The organism is Streptomyces sp. NPDC029014 (assembly GCF_055564695.1).
This window is the reverse complement of record NZ_JBVHVT010000006.1, coordinates 1-21048: the sequence shown is the minus strand read 5'-3', so window position 1 is coordinate 21048 and position 21048 is coordinate 1. Positions and strand designations below refer to the sequence as shown.

Annotated in this window: 22 protein-coding genes, 1 tRNA gene and 1 other RNA gene; 10 read left to right on the top strand and 14 right to left on the bottom strand. The window is 73.6% G+C overall.

Annotation, left to right across the window (positions count from 1 at the left end; translation table 11 throughout):
• Positions 1–87: 87 nt before the first annotated feature.
• From tadA to ACZ4VL_RS04830, 4 genes are all read right to left on the bottom strand, one after another.
• Positions 88–516, bottom strand: coding sequence for a tRNA adenosine(34) deaminase TadA (tadA, locus tag ACZ4VL_RS04845; RefSeq protein ID WP_468196141.1), 429 nt, complete (start codon positions 514–516; stop codon positions 88–90).
• Between the two features lie 62 nt (positions 517–578).
• Positions 579–1124: a tRNA adenosine deaminase-associated protein gene (locus ACZ4VL_RS04840; RefSeq protein ID WP_468195892.1), complete on the bottom strand. Its 546-nt coding sequence runs from the start codon at positions 1122–1124 to the stop codon at positions 579–581.
• Between the two features lie 475 nt (positions 1125–1599).
• Entirely contained in the window at positions 1600–1806 is a 207-nt protein-coding gene (locus tag ACZ4VL_RS04835) for a hypothetical protein (protein WP_468195889.1), read from the bottom strand.
• A gap of 145 nt (positions 1807–1951) precedes the next feature.
• Positions 1952–2890: a universal stress protein gene (locus ACZ4VL_RS04830; RefSeq protein ID WP_468195887.1), complete on the bottom strand. Its 939-nt coding sequence runs from the start codon at positions 2888–2890 to the stop codon at positions 1952–1954.
• A gap of 251 nt (positions 2891–3141) precedes the next feature.
• Between ACZ4VL_RS04830 and upp the strand changes: the two genes are divergently transcribed.
• Positions 3142–3777: a uracil phosphoribosyltransferase gene (upp, locus tag ACZ4VL_RS04825; RefSeq protein WP_114058231.1), complete on the top strand. Its 636-nt coding sequence runs from the start codon at positions 3142–3144 to the stop codon at positions 3775–3777.
• A 117-nt stretch (positions 3778–3894) separates the two neighbouring features.
• Here the strand turns inward: upp and ACZ4VL_RS04820 are convergent, their stop codons facing one another.
• Positions 3895–4560, bottom strand: coding sequence for a LytR C-terminal domain-containing protein (locus ACZ4VL_RS04820; RefSeq protein ID WP_468195884.1), 666 nt, complete (start codon positions 4558–4560; stop codon positions 3895–3897).
• Positions 4561–4767: 207 nt separating this feature from the next.
• Positions 4768–5064, bottom strand: coding sequence for a type II toxin-antitoxin system VapB family antitoxin (locus ACZ4VL_RS04815; RefSeq protein WP_114058229.1), 297 nt, complete (start codon positions 5062–5064; stop codon positions 4768–4770).
• A 92-nt stretch (positions 5065–5156) separates the two neighbouring features.
• Here ACZ4VL_RS04815 and ACZ4VL_RS04810 point away from each other — a divergent pair, with 92 nt between their 5' ends.
• Both ACZ4VL_RS04810 and opcA read left to right on the top strand, forming a co-directional pair.
• Positions 5157–6752, top strand: a complete 1596-nt coding sequence (locus ACZ4VL_RS04810) for a helicase HerA-like domain-containing protein (protein WP_468195880.1) — start codon at positions 5157–5159, stop codon at positions 6750–6752.
• 56 nt (positions 6753–6808) lie between these two features.
• Positions 6809–7741 (top strand): glucose-6-phosphate dehydrogenase assembly protein OpcA, encoded by a 933-nt coding sequence (gene opcA / locus ACZ4VL_RS04805; RefSeq protein WP_468195878.1) that lies wholly within the window; start codon positions 6809–6811, stop codon positions 7739–7741.
• Here opcA and ACZ4VL_RS04800 read toward each other — a convergent pair.
• Both ACZ4VL_RS04800 and ACZ4VL_RS04795 read right to left on the bottom strand, forming a co-directional pair.
• Complete coding sequence (locus ACZ4VL_RS04800; protein ID WP_468195875.1) at positions 7690–8211, bottom strand: cupin domain-containing protein; 522 nt, start codon at positions 8209–8211, stop codon at positions 7690–7692. The two genes, opcA and ACZ4VL_RS04800, sit on opposite strands and share 52 nt — an antisense overlap.
• Before the next feature lie 116 nt (positions 8212–8327).
• Positions 8328–8924 (bottom strand): HhH-GPD-type base excision DNA repair protein, encoded by a 597-nt coding sequence (locus tag ACZ4VL_RS04795; protein WP_468195874.1) that lies wholly within the window; start codon positions 8922–8924, stop codon positions 8328–8330.
• A gap of 121 nt (positions 8925–9045) precedes the next feature.
• On the opposite strand from ACZ4VL_RS04795, the gene ACZ4VL_RS04790 reads away from it, so the two are divergent.
• Entirely contained in the window at positions 9046–9864 is an 819-nt protein-coding gene (locus tag ACZ4VL_RS04790; RefSeq protein ID WP_468195872.1) for a VOC family protein, read from the top strand.
• 135 nt (positions 9865–9999) lie between these two features.
• Positions 10000–10419 carry a TOBE domain-containing protein gene (locus tag ACZ4VL_RS04785; protein WP_468195869.1) on the top strand — a complete coding sequence of 140 codons (420 nt, stop codon included), beginning with the start codon at positions 10000–10002 and terminating at the stop codon, positions 10417–10419.
• Between the two features lie 80 nt (positions 10420–10499).
• Here ACZ4VL_RS04785 and ACZ4VL_RS04780 read toward each other — a convergent pair whose 3' ends face one another.
• Positions 10500–11135: a TetR/AcrR family transcriptional regulator gene (locus ACZ4VL_RS04780; RefSeq protein ID WP_468195867.1), complete on the bottom strand. Its 636-nt coding sequence runs from the start codon at positions 11133–11135 to the stop codon at positions 10500–10502.
• 152 nt (positions 11136–11287) lie between these two features.
• Between ACZ4VL_RS04780 and ACZ4VL_RS04775 the strand changes: the two genes are divergently transcribed.
• On the top strand, positions 11288–11659 hold the full coding sequence (locus ACZ4VL_RS04775; protein ID WP_468195864.1) for a cupin domain-containing protein: 372 nt from the start codon (positions 11288–11290) through the stop codon (positions 11657–11659).
• 18 nt (positions 11660–11677) lie between these two features.
• Positions 11678–12523 carry a class I SAM-dependent methyltransferase gene (locus tag ACZ4VL_RS04770; protein ID WP_468195862.1) on the top strand — a complete coding sequence of 282 codons (846 nt, stop codon included), beginning with the start codon at positions 11678–11680 and terminating at the stop codon, positions 12521–12523.
• Positions 12524–12551: 28 nt separating this feature from the next.
• Here the strand turns inward: ACZ4VL_RS04770 and ACZ4VL_RS04765 are convergent, their stop codons facing one another.
• The 5 genes from ACZ4VL_RS04765 to ACZ4VL_RS04745 form a co-directional block, all read right to left on the bottom strand.
• Complete coding sequence (locus ACZ4VL_RS04765; RefSeq protein ID WP_468195860.1) at positions 12552–13448, bottom strand: phosphorothioated DNA-binding restriction endonuclease; 897 nt, start codon at positions 13446–13448, stop codon at positions 12552–12554.
• A gap of 216 nt (positions 13449–13664) precedes the next feature.
• Positions 13665–14087, bottom strand: a complete 423-nt coding sequence (locus ACZ4VL_RS04760; RefSeq protein WP_468195857.1) for a PIN domain-containing protein — start codon at positions 14085–14087, stop codon at positions 13665–13667.
• Positions 14084–14299: a type II toxin-antitoxin system VapB family antitoxin gene (locus ACZ4VL_RS04755; protein WP_468195854.1), complete on the bottom strand. Its 216-nt coding sequence runs from the start codon at positions 14297–14299 to the stop codon at positions 14084–14086. The genes ACZ4VL_RS04760 and ACZ4VL_RS04755 overlap by 4 nt, the downstream gene beginning before the upstream one ends.
• Before the next feature lie 103 nt (positions 14300–14402).
• Complete coding sequence (locus ACZ4VL_RS04750) at positions 14403–16841, bottom strand: helicase C-terminal domain-containing protein (RefSeq protein WP_468195852.1); 2439 nt, start codon at positions 16839–16841, stop codon at positions 14403–14405.
• A gap of 259 nt (positions 16842–17100) precedes the next feature.
• Positions 17101–17185: transfer RNA gene (locus tag ACZ4VL_RS04745), tRNA-Ser, on the bottom strand.
• Positions 17186–17257: 72 nt separating this feature from the next.
• Between ACZ4VL_RS04745 and ffs the strand changes: the two genes are divergently transcribed.
• From ffs to purD, 3 genes are all read left to right on the top strand, one after another.
• Positions 17258–17356, top strand: an RNA gene (gene ffs / locus ACZ4VL_RS04740) — signal recognition particle sRNA small type.
• 66 nt (positions 17357–17422) lie between these two features.
• Positions 17423–19621: a DNA polymerase III subunit gamma and tau gene (locus tag ACZ4VL_RS04735; protein WP_468195850.1), complete on the top strand. Its 2199-nt coding sequence runs from the start codon at positions 17423–17425 to the stop codon at positions 19619–19621.
• Between the two features lie 60 nt (positions 19622–19681).
• The gene (gene purD, locus ACZ4VL_RS04730) at positions 19682–20935 is read left to right on the top strand and encodes a phosphoribosylamine--glycine ligase (RefSeq protein ID WP_468195848.1); all 1254 of its coding nucleotides are present in this window, start codon (positions 19682–19684) and stop codon (positions 20933–20935) included.
• Positions 20936–21048: the final 113 nt, after the last annotated feature.

Sequence of the window (21048 nt, the reverse complement as noted above, 5' to 3'; positions counted from 1 at the left end):
GAGATCCTAGCCCAAGGACGCCCCAGTTCTGAAATCGGTGTCCCGGCAGCCGCGCCGAGCGGCCGCGCGGGGCCCGTGCAGCGGGTCTCACAGCTCCCGGAAGAAGTCCGTCAGCTGTCGCGCGCACTCCTCGGCGAGCACCCCGCGGATCACCTCCGGACGGTGGTTGAGCCTGCGGTCCCGTACGAGGTCCCACAGCGACCCCGCGGCCCCCGCCTTCTCGTCCCCCGCCCCGTAGACGACCCGGGCCACCCGCGCCTGGACGAGTGCCCCGGCGCACATCACGCACGGCTCCAGGGTGACCACGAGGGTGCACCCCGGAAGCCGCCATTCCCCGAGCTGGGCGGCGGCCCGGCGCAGCGCCAGGACCTCGGCGTGCGCCGTCGGGTCGCCGGTGGCCTCGCGCTCGTTGTGCCCGGTGGCGAGGAGCTCCCCGTCCGGGCCCAGCACGACGGCGCCGACCGGCACGTCGCCGGCCGGCACCGCCCGGGCGGCCTCCTCCAGCGCCAGGCGCATGGAGTCCCGCCACGGGTCCCGTACGGGATCGGGGCCGTGCGTGGGGTGGTGCTCGGTGATCACTAGCGGACGGCCTCCAGTACCTCGGTCGCGCCGAGCGAGTCGGCGATCTCCGCGAGGGCGTCCCCGTCCAGGGCCATCAGTTCCTTGTGGCTCACCCCGAGGTCGTCCAGCAGCCGGGGGTCGCCGAGCGGGCCGGCCGGCACGGGTTCGGCGCCCGTTCCGGTCCGCTCGTCCTCGTCGTCCGCGTCGGCGAACGCGGCGATCCTCTCCTCCTCGCCGTCCTCGGTGCCGTCCAGGTCCAGTTCGTCGAGTTCGTCGTCCTCCTCGTCGCTGCCCAGCAGCTCGTCGGTCAGCATCGAGCCGTAGGAGCTGCGGGAGGCCAGGGCGGCGTTCGAGACGAAGTACCGCGGGTCCTCCTCGCCGTCCACGCGGACGACGCCGAACCAGGCGTCCTCCTGCTCGATGAGGGCGACCACCGTGTCGTCGTCGACAGCGGCGGCACGGGCGAGATCGATCAGATCACTGAGGGACTCGACGTCGTCGAGTTCCATGTCGCTCGCTTCCCACCCGTCTTCGGTGCGCGCGAGCAGTGCGGCGAAATACACCGTGACTCTCCCACTGGTCATAGGCGTGCCGGTTGGAGGTCCCCCCGGCCGGAGGTGGGAAGGGTTGGAACGGCCGTCCTGCTCGCCGCTTCGTGCCCCGCCCAATCGGCATCGTGGCAGAAACAGCGGCTTTGCGAGAGGTCTTCCGCGCTTGCGTCGTGCCGCGCCGTGTGCCGTGGCGCGTACCGCACGGCCCGCAGGCCACCCGTGGCTCCCGGGTGTACGGCAGGGCGGAGCGGCTTCCGGGGCGGGCACGCGGTACCGCCGACCGGCGGTCGCCCGTGCGCGTGGCTCCGGCGCGGCTGCGGGCGCGGCTCCTGCGGGGGCCAGGCGGTACGGGCGGTGCCAAAGGGGCGTGCGGTGCGTGCGGTGCCGGTGGTGCGGCCGCGGGTGCGGCCCGTGGAACGGCCGTGGAACGACCGGTGATACGCCCCGCTGCCGCCGGGCGGCGACCCACGCCCGGCGCCGCCCGTCGTCACCAGCGGAAGGTGCGCATGCGCATCTGCTGGCGCATCCGGGCCGCGCGGGCGCGGCGCGGCTGGACGCGGTCGCGCAGGGCGCGCGCCTCCATCAGGTCGCGCAGGAACTGCGCGCGGCGCGCCCGGCGCTGCGCCGCCGTTTCCGGCACCCCGTCCTCGCCGCCACCGCCGCGGTCGTTTCTTCTCGGCTGCGTGTCGGGCATCGGCCACCACCCACCCTGGCTGGTCCGGTCGTCCTCCTCCGCCGGCGCGAAGCAGACCCCCCGCACCCCCACCTTCCCCCGGTCGGGCCGATTGATGCCACCCCCATGCAGGTCAGCTGCAGGTCAGATGCAGTGCAGGCGCCGGTCAGGCATCGTCCGTGAGGGTGGGGACGACGGCCACCGGACCGTGCGCGTGGTGCAGGACGGCGTGCGCCACCGAGCCGATCGTCACGTTCCGGATGGTGCGCCGCGGGTGGTGCCGGCCCACCACGACGAGGGCCGCGCCGCGCGAGGCCTCGACGAGGCGGCCCGCCGCGTCCCCGGGGACGGCGGCCTGGACGACGGGCACCCCGGGCCAGCGCTCCCGGAACGGGCCCAGCCGTTCCGTCTGTGCGCGCAGCATCTCCCGCTCGGCCGGGACGGCGTCGGCGCCGTCCGCGAGCCCTTCCGGGGTGAGCACGGCGAACGGCGTGTCGACCATCACGAGGGGCGTCGGCGGGATGGCGTACGCGGAGACCACCTGGACGGTGGTCCCCCGCGCGGCGGCCTCCGTGAAGGCGAAGACCAGGACGTCGTCCGGGGTCTCGGCGGCGTGCAGGCCCAGCACCACCCGGTCGGCGGAGGCGTCCGGGCCGGCCTCCGCCGTTCGCGCCTCGTGCGGGACGACCACCACCGGGCAGCGCGCGGTCGCGGCCACGGCGCGGCTGTTCGAGCCGAGCAGCAGGGCTGCGAAGCCGCCGCGCCCGCGGGACCCCATGACCAGCGTCCGGGCCTCGGAGCCGATCACCCGCAGCGCTTCGGGCACGGAGCCGGTGAGGGCCTCGTAGCGCACCTCGGCGGGCAGCTCGGGGGCCTCGGCGAGCAGGTTCCGGATCCGCTCGGCCACCGGGTCGTCGTACTCCTTCGGGGCGGCGTGGGACAGGACCTGGCGGCGGGCCGTGTACAGCTGGGAGGTGTCGGGCAGCACGTGGGCGACGAGCAGGCCCGCGCCGTGCCGGAGGGCGGCCTGCCGGGCCCACTCCAGCGCCCGCAGGCTGTGGTCGGATCCGTCGACGGCCGCGATCACCGGTGCGCTGCTGCTCACCCGTCCAGCGTGCTGGGCGCGGGGCCGGGCCGCATCCCAAGGACGCCCGGGGACGTGCCGGTGCCGCCCCGGGGGACTGCGGCCGGGCGCGGCGGGGAAACCACGGGGGAGCACGGCCGGGCGCGGCGCGCCGTCGGGGCGCACGGGGGTGCGCACACCGCGTAGCCTTTCGGATGTGGGTCGCGCGAACGTTGCGGCCGTTTTTTGCAGGTCGCAGGTCGAAACCCGACTCTTGAGCTTTGGAGGATGTAGTGCGTTTGCAGGTCGTCGATCACCCGTTGGTGGCGCACAAGCTGACCACTCTGCGCGACAAGCGCACCGACTCCCCCACCTTCCGCCGTCTCGCCGACGAGCTGGTGACGCTCCTCGCGTACGAGGCCACACGCGACGTGCGCACCGAGCAGTCGGACATCGAGACGCCGGTCGCCCCGACCACCGGTGTGAAGCTCTCGCACCCCCGCCCGCTGGTCGTGCCGATCCTGCGCGCCGGCCTGGGCATGCTGGACGGCATGGTGCGGCTGCTGCCGACCGCCGAGGTGGGCTTCCTGGGCATGGTCCGCAACGAGGAGACCCTGGAGGCCTCCACGTACGCGACGCGCATGCCGGAGGACCTCTCCGGGCGCCAGGTCTACGTGGTCGACCCGATGCTGGCCACGGGCGGCACGCTGGTCGCGGCGATCCAGGAGCTGATCAAGCGCGGAGCCGACGACGTGACGGCCGTGGTGCTGCTGGCCGCGCCGGAGGGCGTCGAGGTCATGGAGCGCGAGCTCGCGGGCACCCCGGTGACGGTGGTGACGGCCGCAGTGGACGAGCGGCTCAACGAGCACGGCTACATCGTGCCGGGGCTGGGCGACGCGGGCGACCGCATGTACGGCTCGGCCGAATAGACAGTACGGACCAGTACGGACCGCAGCGCGGGCGGCAGTCAGTACGGACCGCACCGCGGACCGGACTGCGCACGGCACGCCTTCGGGGCGCGGGGACGGCCCCGCGCCCCGAACGCGTCAGCAGGTGGCGGCGGGCGCGGGCTGCGGGTTGGCCAGCAGGGCCAGCTCCTTGTCCGCGGCCTCCTGCGGGCTGAGCTGCGTGAAGGCGTCGCCGAGGATCAGGTCGACGTCCGAGCCCTCTCGGGCGTCGTTCTGCAGGGTGTCGCCCTCGATCTGGGTGCCCAGGACCGAGTAGACCGCCTTGTCGGTCTTCGCGGAGCCGAGCAGTATCCCGGTCCCGGGGACCTTCTTGTCGAAGTCGGCCGGGGCGTTGCCGACCTGGCCGATGGCGAAGCCGCGCTTCTTCAGCTCGTCGCCGACGGCCTTGGCGAGCCCCGCGCGCTGCGTGGCGTTGTACACGTTGACCGTGATGTCGCCGGGCTTCGGGAGCACGACCGCCGGAACCGCGCCGGTGGAGGGCGCGGCGGCGGGCGCCGCACCCCCCTTGGGCTTGCCGCCGGGGCAGTTCCCGGCGGCGGTGCCGCGTTTGCCCTGGCCCTCGCCGTCGCCGCGGAACACGTGGATGAGCTGCAGAGATCCGTAGGCCAGCAGGGCGAGACCGAGGACCGCGCCGAGCACGGTGAAGACGATCCGCCGGCGACGCCGAGGTCGGCTCAGACGGGGGTAGGCCGTCCCCGTGACGCGGTACTTTCCGCCCATGCCGGGGGGAGTGAGCATGCTCATGGGCGCAGCGTAATACCGGCCGCGGTCGATGCCCACCAAATGATCTGTTGATAGGGCAAGACCGACCCAAAAGGCGCAATTCGCGCAAAAGGCGCCGGGCGTGTCGCTGCGCACCACCGGGTGCGGCCGGATGCCGCCCGGTGCTGCCGGGGTGCTGCCGGGTGAAGCCTGATGGCGCCGGGTGAAGCCGGGAGCGGGCCGGTGGCGTCAGTCCATCTCGAGGACGCGCGCGTGCAGCACCTGACGCTGCTGCAGGGCCGCGCGCACGGCGCGGTGCAGACCGTCCTCCAGGTACAGGTCGCCCTGCCACTTCACGACGTGCGCGAAGAGGTCCCCGTAGAAGGTCGAGTCCTCGGCGAGCAGCGTTTCGAGGTCCAGCTGCCCCTTGGTCGTCACCAACTGGTCGAGCCGGACCGGGCGCGGGGCGACGTCCGCCCACTGCCGGGTGGTTTCCCTGCCGTGGTCGGGGTACGGCCGCCCGTTTCCGATGCGCTTGAAGATCACACGGAAAGCCTACCGGGCCGGCGGCTGCGGGCGCAGCCTCGCACCGGCGGTGCAAAGGTGGCGTACAGGGCTATATCGGGAGTGAGTGTCGTATGAGCGAGAGCACCGACCCCGCGTCGCCGGCCGACCGGATCGCCGCCGGATACGCCTTCACCGGACCGGCGCTCGACCTGGGCGCCCTGCTCTGGGACGGAACCTGCCTGCCGGACCGGCAGATCCGCGTCCCCCTCGCGATGCTGAACCGGCACGGCCTGGTCGCCGGCGCCACCGGCACCGGGAAGACGAAGACGCTGCAGCTCATCGCGGAGCAGCTGTCGGCGGCCGGAGTGCCGGTCTTCCTCGCCGACGTCAAGGGCGACGTGTCGGGGATCTCGGCGCCGGGCGCCCCGAGCGACCGGACGGCGCAGCGCGCCGGGGAGGTCGGCCAGGACTGGCGGGCCGCCGGGTGCCCCGCCGAGTTCTACGCGTTGGGCGGGATCGGGACGGGCATTCCGCTGCGGGCCACGGTGACCGACTTCGGGCCCGTCCTGATGGCGAAGGTGCTCCGCCTCAACCGGACGCAGGAGCAGTCGCTGGGCCTGGTCTTCCACTACGCCGACGCCAAGGGGTTGGAGCTGGTCGACCTCAAGGACCTGCGGGCGGTCGTCGCCTTCCTCGTCTCCGACCGGGGGAAGGCCGAGCTCAAGGGGATCGGCGGGCTGTCCGCGGCGACGGCCGGGGTGATCCTGCGCGCGCTGACCGCGTTCGAGCAGCAGGGCGCCGACGCGTTCTTCGGCGAACCCGACTTCGACACCTCCGAGTTCCTGCGGACCGCCCCGGACGGGCGGGGGCTGGTCTCCGTACTGGAGCTGCCCGCCGTGCAGGACCGGCCGCAGCTCTTCTCGACCTTCCTGATGTGGCTGCTCGCCGACCTCTACGGCGGCCTGCCGGAGGCCGGCGACCTGGACCGGCCCAAGCTCGTCTTCTTCTTCGACGAGGCCCATCTGCTGTTCAACGGGGCGTCGCAGGCCTTCCTGGAGGCCGTCACCCAGACCGTGCGGCTGATCCGCTCCAAGGGGGTCGGCATCTTCTTCGTGACCCAGTCCGCCAAGGACGTGCCGGGGGACGTGCTCGCCCAGCTCGGCAACCGGGTGCAGCACGCGCAACGCGCCTTCACCCCCGACGACGCAAAGGCCCTCAAGGCCACGGTGCGGACGTTCCCCCGCTCGGAGTACGACCTGGAGGAGCTGCTGACGGGACTGGGGACCGGCGAGGCGGTGGTCACCGTCCTCGGCGAGACCGGCGCGCCGACCCCGGTGGCGGCGACCCGGCTGCGGGCCCCGCAGTCCCTGATGGGCCCGGTCGGGGCGACGGACCTGGAGCGGGCGGTCAGGTCCTCGCCGCTGTACGGGCGGTACGCGCAGCCGGTCGACCGGGAGTCGGCGTACGAGCGGATCAGCGCCGAGCAGGCTGCAGCCGAGGCGGCGGCGGAGGCGGCAGCGGCGGCAGCGGCGGAGTCCGAGTCGGCGGCGCAGGAGTCGGCTCGGACGGAACGGGCGGAGAGGTCCGCGAAGGCCGGGCAGGAGCCGTCCCTGGCCGAACAGGTCGTCGGGAGCGGGCTGTTCCGCTCGTTGGCCCGTTCGATCGGGACCCAGCTGGGACGGGAGATCTCCCGTTCCCTCTTCGGTACGGCGAAGCGCCGCAGGTGACGGATGGTCACACGGTCGGGTGACACCGGTGCCCCGGCCGCTGACAGACTTCGGCCATGCGGACCGAACTCATCGACACCACGTCCGGCAAGGTCGACCGGGCCCTGCTCGACGCCCGCCGGGCCATCGGAAGCCCCGCCCTGGGCCTGGTGCTGACGCTCGTCATCGTCACCGACGAGGAGAACGCCTACGACGCCCTCCGCGCGGCCTCGGAGGCCGCGCGCGAGCACCCGTGCCGCATCATCGCGGTGATCAAACGCACCTCGCGCGGCCCGTACAAGCTGCCCCAGACCCGCCTGGACGCCGAGCTGCGCGTCGGCTCCGACGCCGGCAGCGGGGAGATCGTGGTGCTGCGCCTGCACGGGGCGCTCACCGGCCAGGCGGGTTCCGTGGTCCTGCCCCTGCTGGTGCCGGACGCCCCCGTGGTGGCGTGGTGGCCGGTCGACTCTCCCGCCGACCCGGCCCGGGATTCGCTGGGCGCGCTCGCGCAGCGCCGGATCACGGACGCCGACGCGACCGCGGACCCGCTGGCCGCGCTGGCCGAGCGGGGGGCCTCGTACGCCCCCGGCGACACCGACCTCGCCTGGACCCGGCTGACGCCCTGGCGGGCGCTGCTGGCGGCGGCGGTGGACCAGAAGCCGCTCCCGGTGACCGGCGGCGCGGTGGAGAGCGAGGCCGACAACCCGAGCGCCGAGCTGCTGGCGCGCTGGCTGGAGGACCGGCTCGGGGTGCCGGTGGAGCGGGTCGTCACCGACGGGCCGGTGATCACCGGGGTCCGGCTGGACACCGCCGAGGGCCCGATGCGCGTGAACCGCCCCGACGGGGCCCTGGCCGCCCTGATCCTGCCGGGCAGCCCGGACCGCACGGTGGCCCTGAAGATCCGCAGCACCGCCGAGCTGATCTCGGAGGAGCTGCGGAGGCTGGCCCCGGACGAGGTCTACGCCTCGGCGCTGCGCAGGCGGCCGGCCCAGGCGTCGCTCTCCGCGTAGTGGTTGTCGTACACCGGCTGGCTGTCCAGGATGTCCTGGACGGTGGCCTCGCCGGCGCGGACCCGGCCGAGCAGCCGGTAGTAGTCGAAGCGGCCCATGCCGGGCGTGAAGCCGACGAAGACCTCGGCGGTGTGCCCCTGGTGGGGGGCGAAGGCGTGCTTCACGCCGGGCGGGACGGAGAGGAAGTCGCCGGCGGTGAGGGTCTTGACCTCGTCGCCGACGAGGACGTCCAGGCGCCCGGACAGGACGTGGAAGAACTCGGTCGCCCTGGTGTGGAAGTGCACCGGGGCGCCGGCCGCGCCCTCCTCGAAGGTGGCCGTGTTGCAGGTGAGTTCGGCGGTGTCGGTGAGCAGGGTGATGGTGCTGCCGGGGCCGTCGGTGATGGTCTCGGCGGTGGCGGCGCGGGTGAGGACCTCGTGTCCTGCGGTCGTCTGCGTCTTCTGCGTCGTCTGCATCGTCTCGCTGTTCATGACCACTAATCTACGGAGCCGGTTGACCGGTGGCAGGGGTCAATCAGAGGGTGCTCTCCCCGGTCAATTCCGGCTTCGGGACGGCCTTCCCAGGTCCCGTCGCAACCTCTCGGCCCTCAGCTCTCGGCCTTGCCCGTCTTCGCCTTCGCGGCCGCCTTCATCTCCTGCTTGTACGCCCGCACCCTGGCCAGGGACTCCGGGCCCGTGATGTCGGCCGCCGACCGGTAGACGTCCGCCTCCCCGTAGCCCCCGGCCGCCTCGCGCCACCCCGCGGGGCGCACGCCGAGCTGCTTGCCGAGCAGCGCGAGGAAGATCTGGGCCTTCTGCTCGCCGAAGCCCGGCAGGTCCTTGAGCCGCTTCAGCAGCTCCGCGCCGGTGTCCGCGTCGGCCCACAGGGCGGCCGCGTCCCCGTCGTAGTGCTCCACCAGGTACGCGCACAGCTGCTGGACCCGCTTGGCCATGGCGCCCGGGTAGCGGTGCACGGCCGGCTTCTCGGAGAGCAGCGCGGCGAACGCCTCCGGGTCGTAGGCGGCGATCGCGTGGGCGTCCAGGTCGTCCGCCCCCATCCGCCGGGCGATGGTGTACGGGCCGGAGAACGCCCACTCCATGGGCACCTGCTGGTCCAGCAGCATGCCGACCAGCGCGGCGAGCGGACTGCGGCCGAGCAGCTCGTCGGCCTCCGGCTGTTGGGCGAGCCGCATCGTGATGTCCATGGGTCCAGCCTCTCGCGCGGCCGTGTTCCCCGCGCGGTCGGCGCACCGCGCGCCTAGCGTGAGTAACCGGAAACGGTCACGACCACGAACGAACACGGCGACACACGGGAGTCGATCGATCATGGCTGAGTTCTCGGAGGGTGCACCCTGCTGGGTGGACGCGATGTTCAAGGACGTGGAGGGCGCGAAGGCCTTCTACGGCGAGGTGCTGGGGTGGAGCTTCGGCGAGGCATCCAGTGAGTACGGCAACTACACGCAGGCCTACTCGGACGGCAAGGCGGTCGCGGCCGTCGTCCCGCCGATGCCGGGCGCGGACGCCCCCTCGCAGTGGTGCCTTTACTTCGCCTCGCCCGACGCGGCTGCCACCGCCGAGAAGATCAAGGCGGCGGGCGGCCAGGTCATGATGGGCCCGATGCAGGTCGGCAGCTTCGGCACGATGGTGATCGCGCAGGAGCCGAGCGGCGCCGTCTTCGGCATCTGGCAGCCCGGCGACCACAAGGGCTTCGAGAAGATGGGGGAGCCGGGGGGCTACGCGTGGGCGGAGGTCTTCACCCGGGACGTGGGCAAGGTGGACGGCTTCCTCCCGCGGGTCTTCCCGTACGGCGCCCAGCAGATGGAAACGGGCGACGGCCCCGAGGCGGCCGGGATGGACTTCCGGGTCTTCAGCGCCGGCGGCCCCGACAAGCCGGTGCTCGGCCGGATGCTGATGGGCGAGGAGTTCCCGCCCGAGATCCCCTCGTACATCCAGGTCTACTTCGGGGTCCCGGACTGCGACGAGGCCGTGGCGAAGGCGCAGAAGCTGGGCGGTGCGCTCCACTTCGGCCCGATGGACAGCCCGTTCGGCCGGTTCGCCGCGCTGGCGGACCAGCAGGGCGCCGCGTTCGCCGTCATCGACATGTCGACGACGTCCGGCGAGACGCCGCAGATGACGGACGTCTGACCGGCCGTCCGGACCGAGGCGCACGGTCGGCCGGGCATCCGCGGCGGGTGCCCGGCCGCCCTCCGCCTTCCGCCTTCCGCCTTCCGCCGTACGACGTCCGTACGGCGCCGCCCGCACGAGTGGGGACCCCTTTCCATGAGCCTGAGCATCCGCAACCGGCTGGCCGGCACCGTCACCGACGTGACCGCCGGCGAGGCCATGACGACGGTGAAGGTCCGGCTGGAGGGCGGCCAGGACATCGTCGCCGCCATCACCAGCGACGCCGCCCGGGAACTCGGCCTCGCGGCCGGTTCGTCCGTCAGGGCCCTGGTGAAGGCCACCGAAGTGGCCCTGGCCACCGTCGCCCTCGACAACATCAGCATCCGCAACCAGCTGGCCGGTACCGTCGCCGGCATCTCCACCGGCGCCGCGATGGCCACGGTCACGGTGGTCGTCAACGACAGCGTGCTCACCGCCGCGGTCACCAAGGACGCCGTCGAGGCGCTCGGCCTGGCCGCCGGGGCGCCGGTGGTCGCACTGATCAAGGCGACGGAAGTCGCCCTGGCCGTCGACTGACCGGCGGACCGCGCCGACGGAGCCGACCGCGCCGACGGGGCCGACCGCGCCGACGGGGCCGGCCGGGCGGATCGGACCGGTCAGGCGGCTGCGGGGTAGTCGCCCAGGGCCGCGAGGAGGAGCACGTACGCGTGGTCCGCCTCCGGTGTCAGCTCGGCCTCGATCTCGTCGTCCGTACGCCCGGCCAGGGTGAGTTCCTGCACGCGCCGGAACAGCAACCGGTCCGCGGCGCCGATCAGGGCGGCGGCGATCCGCGGGGTGATCGCCGGAGCCGTCTGCGCCGTGGCGGCGGCGAGGGCGGCGGCGAGCGCCTCCTCGCGCAGCTCGTGCAGCTCGCGCAGGCGCGCGCCGAGCGTGGGGCTGTCGGCGACCATGCGGGCGAAGGCGGGCCCGGTGAACCCGGCGACCGGGCTGTGCTCGACCAGGGTGGCGCGGAAGGCCCGGCCGAGGGCGGTCAGCGGCGCCTCGCCCGGGGCCCGCTCGGCGACGGCCCGTGCGAGCTGTGCCGTGAACACCTCGTGGTGGTCGAGGGCCAGGTCCTCCTTGCGCGGGAAGTAGTTGGTGACCGTCTTCTTCGCGACGCGCGCGGCGGCGGCGATCTCGGCGATGGTCGTCAGTTCGAAGCCCTGCTCGATGAAGAGCCGGGTGGCGCAGTCGGAGATCAGCTGCCTGGTCTCCTGCTTCTTGGACTCACGGAGCCCCAGCTCGGTACCCATGAGTGGAATCTTACCCCCGTAGCAAAATTCCTCTTGCCCCGCGAACTCGCCCTGGCGTAAATTTATGTCCGAGGTAAACGTCGCCTCGTAAGACCCAAGCCCTGCATCCCGATCCCTGCGATCCGGGACCGGTACCTGTCGAGGGAGCCGCCGTGCACGTGATCACCCCCACCGCCACGAACGTCATCGAGACCCCGAACGCCCGTATGACCGGCCTGGCCGCGCCCAGCCGGGGCAGCGCCGAGATCAGCACCTGGACCGTGGCCATGGAGGCCGGTCGCACCGGCCCCGAGCACTCCGTCAGCCGCGAACAGGTCTGGACGGTGACCGCCGGGGCCCTGGAGGTCACCTGTGACGGCCGCACCGAGCGGATCGCGGCCGGCCGGACCGTCGTCCTCCCGCCGCACCTGCTGCGCCGGGTCCACGCCCCGCAGGCGGCCGAGGCGCACGTCGCCATGCGCGCCGACGGGGTGGTCTCCGTCCCCGGCACCGAGGGCACCCGCACCCTGCCCTGGGCCTCCTGAGGCCGGCGGTCCCCGCGCATGGACGAGCGGGCCGAGCCGGGCGAGCCGCGGCGCGACGTGTGGGCGACGGGCGCCGCCTACGAGCGGTACATGGGCCGGTGGAGCAGGCTCGTGGCGGAGGAGTTCGTACAGCGGCCGGCGGACGCCGCCGACGGGCTGCGCTGGCTCGACGTGGGATGCGGAACGGGGGCGCTGACCGCGGCGGTCGCCGCCCGGCGGCGCCCCCGGCTCGTGGTGGGAGTCGACCGGTCCCCCGGCTTCGTGGCCACGGCCCGCGCGTCCGCGCGGCACTCCGCCCCGGAGCACTTCGTCGTGGCGGACGCGATGTGCCTGCCGGCCCGCGACGCGGAGTTCGACGCCGCCGTCAGCGGCCTGGCGCTCAACTTCCTCCCCGACCCCGCCGCGGCGGTCGCCGAGATGGCCCGGGTGGTCCGGCCGGGCGGCCTCGTTGCGGCGTACGTGTGGGACTACGCCGAGGGGATGGGCCTGCTGCGCCGGTTCTGGGACGCCGCCCGGCGGGTGGACCCCTCCGCCGCCGCGCTGGACGAGGGCCGGCGGTTCCCGTTCTGCCGCCCGGAGCCGCTCCGCGCCGCATGGTCCGGCGCCGGGCTCGCCGACGTCCGCGTGGCCGCGATCGAGGTGCCGACCGTCTTCGCCGACTTCGCCGACCTGTGGGCGCCCTTCCTCGCCGGACAGGGCCCCGCCCCCACCTATACGGCCGCCCTGTCCCCGGCGGGCCGGACCCGGCTGCGCGACGCGCTCGGGGCGGCCGTCCCCCGCGGCCCGGACGGCTCCGTCGCGCTGACCGCCCGCGCCTGGGCGGTCAGCGGCCGCAGACCACCCCGCACCCGCCCCCGCCCGTAGGAGCGACGGCGACGACCGGCCTGCGTGATCAGGCCTCGGCGGCGGCGCGGCGCGGGGCGCTGTGGAAGACCTGGGCGGTGTGCCAGGACCGGTGGGCCGCCGCTATGGGCAGGGCGCCCGGCCGGGGGCCGAGGAGCGGGCGGCCCGCGAGGGCGGTGACGTGCTCGCGGGCGGCGGGACTGCGGCCGACGAAGCGCTGGGAGACCAGGATGCGGTGGCCGTCGCCGATGCCGAGGACGCCCTTGTCGAAGAGCTTGTGGTGCAGGGAGCACAGGCACAGCCCGTTGTCGATCTCGTCGGGGCCGCCGAACGCCCACCAGTGGACGTGCGCGGCCTCCAGCCCGACCGGGACCGCCCCGATCCGCCCGTCGTAGCCGCAGAAGGCGCACTGGTACTCGTACGCCGTCAGCACGAGCTCCCGCATCCGGCGGTCCCGCTGCTTCCGGGCGGCGGAGAGCCGCTGCGTCTGTTCCGGCTCCGGCTCCAGGCCGACCGCCGCGCACAGGTCGCCGTGGAGCGAGGGCGGGAAGTTCAGGTCGAGCAGGACCCGCACCATCCGCCCGAGCAGCGAGGGCTCCCGCTGCAGCGCCGCCCGCAGCTCCGGCGCGAGCCGCCCCGCGGCTCCCGCGGCCCGCAGCTCCCGGACCCCGCTGCCGGGGCTGCCCGGTCCGCGATCGGTCCGCACCTCCCACACCCCGTCGCTCACGAGGTGGTGGAAGGGGTAGGCGGGCGTCGTCCTGTGGGTCGGACCGTACTCGGCCAGCAGCTGCTTCAGGTCCTCTTCCACGGCGCCGTACTTCAGCTCGGCGTCGGCGTCCTGTTGGAACCGGCCGAGCGCGTACAGGAACAGCAGCGGCTTGTGCGGGGCCCGCGCTCCGCCCCTGGTCCACTGCCGCAGCTTCGCCGTGCTCTCGACCCAGTCCACGAGCAGTGATCGTAGAACGAGTCGGAAACCGGGACGGGAAAACGCCGAAGGATTTCGAACTCGTGAGGGGTTGCCCCCAACACGCTTTCCAAATGTTCGTACGGGGGTCCGGCGGGGGTCGTGGGTGTTCTGACCTGCGGTGGAGCGTTCGGGGTGGCCCACTTCGGGCAGCCGCGGACGGAGGTGAATGCAACCAGAACCGCAACCACTGCTCGGCTACTTGCGGCCCTCGGGGCCGTACCACTGGAGGGGCTGGCCGGTTACTGCGGCGATGCATTCGAAGTCGTGGTCGCAGTGCAGGAGGGTGAGTCCCCGCAACTCGGCAGTCGCGGCGACGACGAGGTCCACCGCACCGGCGCTACGGTGCTTGCCTTGCTTGGTGAGGGCCTCCTGGACCTGCCAGGCCCGGTCGTAAGCGCGGTCGTCGACGGGGACCCAGCCGAAGATCAGCCGCATGTCCTCGATGCCGCGCGCCCGGTCGGCAGCTGCTCGGGCGCTGTAGAAGAACTCCAGCTCGGTGATGGGGCATGTGGCGACAAGGCCGGCGGCCGCCGCCTGGTCCCAGCCGTACTGTTCCGCGTCGCCCCGCATGAAGCGGGCGAGGGCGCTGGTGTCGATCAGGTAGAGAGCGGCGTTCACCGTCGGTAGTTCCGCTTGTCCTCGAAGAGTGTCAGATCGAACGCGCCTTCGTCGGCCGCGGCGCGCAGGCGGGTCAAGGCCAGCGCCCGCCGCCTGTTCTCCAGCACCTCGCGCAGGGCTGTGTTGACCGTGTCCTTCTTGGTGCTGGTTCCCAGGGCTTTGGCGACGTCTGCCACCAGGTCGTCATCGAGATCAATCACTGTCCGACTCATGCGTACCCCCTTATATCAACTATGAAATCAATTATATCTCCCATGCTTCATCGATGCCATGGGTCGTCCCTCGGGCTGAGATCCAGGTGTGCTGGATGGACGTTCACGTCGGCATGACGCTGTGGATCCGGGAGAGCGTGAAGACACGCTCGTCTTCTCGCAGGTGGCACCAGGCTTCGAGGTAGGGCGGGTCGAGTTCGAGGCGGCTGAGCGTGCGCACGGTCCGGTTGCCGGAGGTGGCGACGTACTCGACGGTGATGGCCTGACCGGCGTCGATGGCGTGGGAGAGCTGGCGGACGTCGCTGTACGGCAAGTGCTTCGCCCACCCGGCGACGATCTCCTCGGTGTCGGTGTCGGTGTCGGTGTCAAAGGGGACCCTGCTGCCGAACGGGTCGGGATCCGGCGTGGTCAGTGGAGCGGTGAGCAGCCGGGCGGCCAAGGCGCTCGGGTCGGTGGCGGCCGGTTTCCTCGTGGCGTCGCGGACCGTCTTGCGGCGTTCGGCGCCGCCGCCGGCCCGTCGCGGGGTCGGTACCGGGGCGGCGGCCCTCTGCAGTCGGGTCTTCTCGATGCGTACGGTTCCGTCGGCGCTCTCGGCGAGGGGGGCGTAGCCCTCGGCCCGGAGTGCGGCGAGGGTCGCGTCGAGCGGGCTGCGGCTGACCAGCACCGTGGGCGCGAGCCGTCGCAGCCCGAGTTTGGCGAGCTTGCGGTGGGCGGCGAGCTCGGTGAGGAGCGTCGGCTCCTCGCCGTGGATGACGCAGGCGGCGGGGGCGATGCGCACGCGGCCGTGACTGCGGGCGGTGTCGGTGATGAGATAGGTCAGGGGCTGGGGGAGCGGCCCGGAGGCGACGGCGGCCAGGTCGGCTGTGAGGCCGTCAGGCGAGTGTCCGGCATCCAGGGCCCGGCGGACACTGCCGGTACTGAACCGCCAGACCGAGGCCGTGCCGCTGGTCTCGCGGTCGGCGACGGAATCCAGCAGCGCGGCGAGTGACGCGGATGGCGTGCCGGTGACGATCGCGGTGAGGTCGGCGCCGATCCGTGCCGTTCGGGTAGCCGTGGGCAGGAGCCGTCGGCACGCGGCGGACAGTCCTGCGGTGTCGTCTTCCAGCAGCGCGGTACCAAGGGGAGACAGCGCGCCGCGAGCGAGTGTGCCGAGCAGCTCGGCCTCGCGGATCACTGTGGCGAACGGTGTCGCGTCCTGGGGTGACGCGTCGGCGAGAGGCCGATACCAGGCCACCAGCGGCCCCAGGTCGGAGCCGGTGGCCGTGCCGCGCCCAGCCGGGAGCTGTGCCGCCGCGTGGAGCAACCCGTGCCGGGCCTGTAGGCAGCCGCCGCAGGGAGGTGTCCCCGCGAGGGCGGGGAGCGCCTTGTTGTCCTCGTCTCGTGCCTGAGTAGGGGTGAGGGCCAGGCTGTGCCATGCGTGGAGCAGTACGGTGAGCCGTTCGGCGGGCTCCTGGTCCGCCCAGGCGTCGTATGCCTCGGTGGGTACCACGCGGTCATGGTCCCGGCCCAGCAGTCCGGCCGCGTACGCCGTCTCCAGGGTGAGGCGTACGACGGCTTCGTCAGCCTGGGCGGCCTTGCCGATCCGGGCCAGCTCACGTGCACCGATCCCACCGGACTTGAGCCTGGTCGGAGCGGACGCGGAACAGGCGGCCAGGACCGACGCGGCCTGGGCGGCGAAGGCCGTGGCCGCGGCCGCGGCCTCCCGCTCCACCTCGGCGGAGCTGACGGGCACCAACTGCGGGGAAGGCGGAAGGGGATCGAACGGGGCGTGCCAGCCCGGCCCGCGCAGCGCCAGCGCGACTTCGACGGGCATGCGCGCGGGGCCGTACCGGTGGCGGTCCACGATCAGGAGTCCCCGGTCGAGTGCCCATCGCGCGCCGGGTTCGAGCTCGGGCCCGGACGACCCGAACATGATGAACCGCCGCTGCCCCGCGGTGGAGTCCGCTCGGCGGGCGAGCAGCTTCCGGGTGACCGCGGGTGCCCGTGCCACGACTTCGGCGACGGCTCCCGGGTCGTTGTGGTGTTCCACCAGGGCCGCCAGCCGCTGCTGCTTGGTGCTCGGCGGCTTGGTACCGAGTGCCACCAGCATGGCGCGGAGCTCCTCAGAGGTCGCGCCTGCCAGCAGCTTCTCCAGAGGGGCGTCCAACCCCAGAGGTGCCTCCCACGCCTGCCGCAGGGGAGAGGCCATGCGGAGTGCCCCTGCGCCGTCCGGCCACACCAGGGCATGATCGGCCAGCGCCTCCAGGATGAAGTCCAGACCGCGAGCGGCTTCGCCGTCCGCTGCTCCCAGCAGCTTCGCCAGGTCGTCGCGCGACGCGGGCCCTCCCCGCGCCGCCAGCGCCTCGGCCACTTGCAGGCACGGCAGCGTGAGTGGCGGCAGGGCGAGTGCCACCGAACCCGGGCGCTGGAGGCGGTCCGCCAGCTCACCTACCGTGCGCGGTTCTGGAGCCGCCGCCGCGTCCTTCCGCGTGGCGAGTACGCGTGCCAGGCGCGGAGCGTCGAGCGAACCCAGCCAGGCTGCCAGCGTTGATCGGGACTTCATGGGGCACCTCGTAGGACCAGGCAGCATCACCGGGAACGGCCCCGGCGCAGGGCCAAGCATGGTGCATACGACCGGCGGCGCGGGTGACGAACGGGAGCGGTTCCTCCTTGGGGACTGCGTTTCGCGGGCGGTTTTGCGCGAACCTTGGAATGTCCCGATTGGGGGGATGTGAATGCAACCGGAACTGCAGCCAGGGCATGCCGAAGAGCCGGACCGCAATCAACGGTCCGGCTCTTCGTTTCGCCTGTTCAGGCGGCTGCGGAGGATACGAGATTCGAACTCGTGAGGGGTTGCCCCCAACACGCTTTCCAAGCGTGCGCCCTAGGCCTCTAGGCGAATCCTCCGCGACGAACAATACAAGACGATGAGGGGTGCTCGCGAACTCGATCCCGGGGGGCTCCATCCGCTAGGGTGGGGTCAGCCCCTCACGTGGCGCTATCTCACCCAACTCCCCCAGGGCCGGAAGGCAGCAAGGGTAAGTGGGCTCTGGCGGGTGCGTGAGGGGCGCTTTGCGTTCCGGGGCGGGCTCCGGGAGGGCGGGCGGGCCCGCTTTGTCGGCGGGCCCCGATAACCTCGTAGACGTGTCGTCCCTTGCGCTGTACCGCCGCTACCGCCCCGAGTCGTTCGCCGAGGTCATCGGGCAGGAGCATGTCACTGCTCCGCTGATGCAGGCCCTGCGGAACAACCGGGTCAATCACGCGTACCTGTTCAGCGGGCCCCGCGGCTGTGGCAAGACCACCAGCGCGCGCATCCTCGCCCGGTGCCTGAACTGTGAGCAGGGCCCCACGCCCGATCCCTGCGGCGAGTGCCAGTCCTGCCGGGACCTGGCGCGCAACGGTCCGGGCTCGATCGACGTCATCGAGATCGACGCCGCTTCGCACGGTGGTGTGGACGACGCCCGCGACCTGCGCGAGAAGGCCTTCTTCGGCCCGGCCTCCAGCCGGTACAAGATCTACATCATCGACGAGGCGCACATGGTCACCTCGGCGGGCTTCAACGCCCTGCTGAAGGTGGTCGAGGAGCCCCCGGAGCACCTCAAGTTCATCTTCGCGACCACCGAGCCCGAGAAGGTCATCGGCACCATCCGGTCCCGGACGCACCACTACCCCTTCCGGCTCGTGCCGCCCGGGACCCTGCGGGAGTACCTGGGCGAGGTCTGCGGGCGCGAGGGGGCCAAGGTCGAGGACGGCGTGCTGCCGCTCGTCGTGCGCGCCGGCGCCGGGTCGGTCCGTGACTCCATGTCCGTCATGGACCAGCTGCTGGCGGGCGCGGGCGACGAGGGCGTGACGTACGCCATGGCCACGTCCCTGCTCGGCTACACCGAGGGGTCGCTGCTGGACTCCGTCGTGGACGCCTTCGCCGCCGGGGACGGGGCCGCCGCGTTCGAGGTCGTCGACCGGGTGATCGAGGGAGGCAACGACCCGCGCCGGTTCGTCGCCGACCTGCTGGAGCGGCTGCGCGACCTGGTGATCCTGGCCGCCGTGCCCGACGCCGGGGAGAAGGGCCTCATCGACGCCCCCGCCGACGTGGTCGAGCGGATGCAGGCCCAGGCCTCGGTGTTCGGGGCCGCCGAGCTGAGCCGCGCCGCCGACCTGGTCAACACCGGGCTCACCGAGATGCGGGGCGCGACCTCGCCGCGGCTGCAGCTGGAGCTGATCTGCGCCCGGGTGCTGCTGCCCGCCGCCTTCGACGACGAGCGGTCCTTCCAGGCCCGGCTGGAGCGGCTGGAGCGCGGCGGCGCCGCCCTGGCCGCGGCCGCCGGCGCCGGGCTCCCCGGTGCGGGGGTTCCCGTCGCCGCTGCGGCCGCCGTCCCGCCCATGGGGTACGTGCCCGGGCCCGAGGCGCACGCCATGGCCCCGGTTGCGGCCCCCGCGGCTCCGGTCGCGCCGGCTGCGCCTGCCCCCGCGCCCGCGGCCCCGGCGCCCGCTGCCGCCCCGGCTGCTGCCGGCCCGGCGCCCGCCGCCGCTCCGCCCGCCGCCGCTCCGCCCGCCGCGGCCGCGCCCGCTCCTGCCGCCCAGCCCGGGGCCTGGCCCGGGGCCGCGCAGCCCGGGTCCGGGGCCCGGGGGGCCTGGCCCACCGCGGCCGCGCCCGGCCAGGGCGTCCCGGCGCCCGCCGCCGCGGACCCCGCCCCCGCCGTGCAGGCCCCGGCCGCGGCCCCGGCACCCGCCGCCGCTGCCGCGCCGTCGCCCGGCATGGCCGCCGGCGCCGGGCAGGTGCAGGCGATGTGGCCGCAGATCCTGGAGGCCGTCAAGAACCGCCGCCGCTTCACCTGGATCCTGCTCAGCCAGAACGCCCAGGTCACCGGCTTCGACGGGACGACCCTGCAGCTCGGCTTCCCGAACGCCGGAGCCCGCGACAACTTCGCCAGCAGCGGCAGCGAAGAGGTGCTCAAGGCCGTCCTGGCCGAGCAGTTCCAGGTCAACTGGAAGATCGACGCCGTGCTGGGCCAGGGCGGGAACCCCGGACCGGCCGCGGCCTCCGCGTACGCCGCCCCGGCCTACGGCGCCCCGGCCGCGCCCGCCTACAGCCCGCCGCCCGCACCCGCGCCCGCCCCGGTGCAGCCGACTCCGGCCGCCCCGCAGCAGCCCCGGCCGCAGCAGCCCCCGCAGGCCGCCGCCGCGCCGCAGCCGCCCGTCCCCCAGGCGCCCCCGCCGGTGGCCCCGGAGGACGACGTGCCGGAGGAGGACGACCCGGACCTCGTCGAGAGCGCCCTCACGGGGCACGAGCTCATCGTGCGGGAGCTCGGGGCCACCGTTCTGGAGGAATACACGAACGACTAGGGGGCCGCGTTTGGGTGGCCGCACGAAGGGGCGGTCGCCCGGCGGGCTAGGCTGCATGGCGTGAAGGTCCTCGTCATCGGCGGCGGCGCCCGCGAACATGCCCTGTGCCGCTCTCTGTCCCTCGACCCCGACGTCAACGCGCTCTACTGCGCCCCCGGCAACGCCGGCATCGCCGAGGTGGCGGAGCTGCGCCCGGTCGACGCCCTCGACGGCGCGGCCGTGGCCGGTCTCGCCACCGAGCTCGGTGCCGACCTGGTTGTCATCGGCCCGGAGGCGCCGCTGGTCGCCGGTGTCGCCGACGCCGTCCGCGCCGCCGGCATCCCCGTCTTCGGCCCGTCCGCCGAGGCGGCGCAGCTGGAGGGCTCGAAGGCGTTCGCGAAGGACGTGATGGCCGCGGCCGGCGTCCCGACCGCGCGCAGCTACGTGTGCACCACGCCGGAGGAGGTGGACGCGGCCCTCGACGCCTTCGGCGCGCCGTACGTGGTCAAGGACGACGGCCTCGCCGCCGGCAAGGGCGTCGTGGTCACCGAGGACCTGGACGCCGCCCGCGAGCACGCCCTGGCCTGCGACCGCGTCGTCATCGAGGAGTACCTCGACGGCCCCGAGGTCTCGCTGTTCGCGGTCACCGACGGCACCACCGTCCTCCCGCTGCAGCCCGCGCAGGACTTCAAGCGCGCGCTCGACGGCGACGAGGGGCCCAACACCGGTGGCATGGGTGCGTACTCGCCGCTGCCGTGGGCCGACCCGAAGCTCGTCGACGAGGTCCTGGAGACGGTGCTCCAGCCGACCGTGGACGAACTGCGCCACCGCGGGACCCCGTTCTCCGGTCTGCTGTACGCCGGTCTCGCGATCACCTCGCGCGGCGTGCGCGTCATCGAGTTCAACGCCCGCTTCGGCGACCCCGAGACGCAGGTCGTCCTCGCCCGGCTGCGGACCCCGCTCGCGGGCCTGCTGCTGAGCGCGGCCAAGGGCACCCTGGACGCCGAGCCCCCGCTCACCTGGCGGGAGGACGCGGCCGTCACCGTCGTCATCGCCTCCCACAACTACCCCGGCACCCCGCGCACCGGGGACCCGATCGAGGGCCTGGCCGAGGTGGCCGCCGAGGACGGTCCCGACGCGTACGTGCTGCACGCCGGAACTCGGCGCGAGGGCGACGCCGTCGTCAGCGCGGGCGGTCGCGTCCTGTCGGTGACGGCGACCGGCTCCGACCTGGCGCAGGCCCGCGAGAAGGCGTACAAGGCCGTCGCGAGGATCCACCTCGACGGCTCGCACCACCGCACGGACATCGCCGCCAAGGCGGCCGGCACGGCCTGAGGCCGCCGCGCTGCAGCGCAGCCGTGACGCGGGGGGGGGGGGGGGGGGGGGGGGGGGGGGGGGGGGGGGGAGGGGGGGGGGGGGGTGGGGGGGGGGTGGGGGGAGGCGCAGGA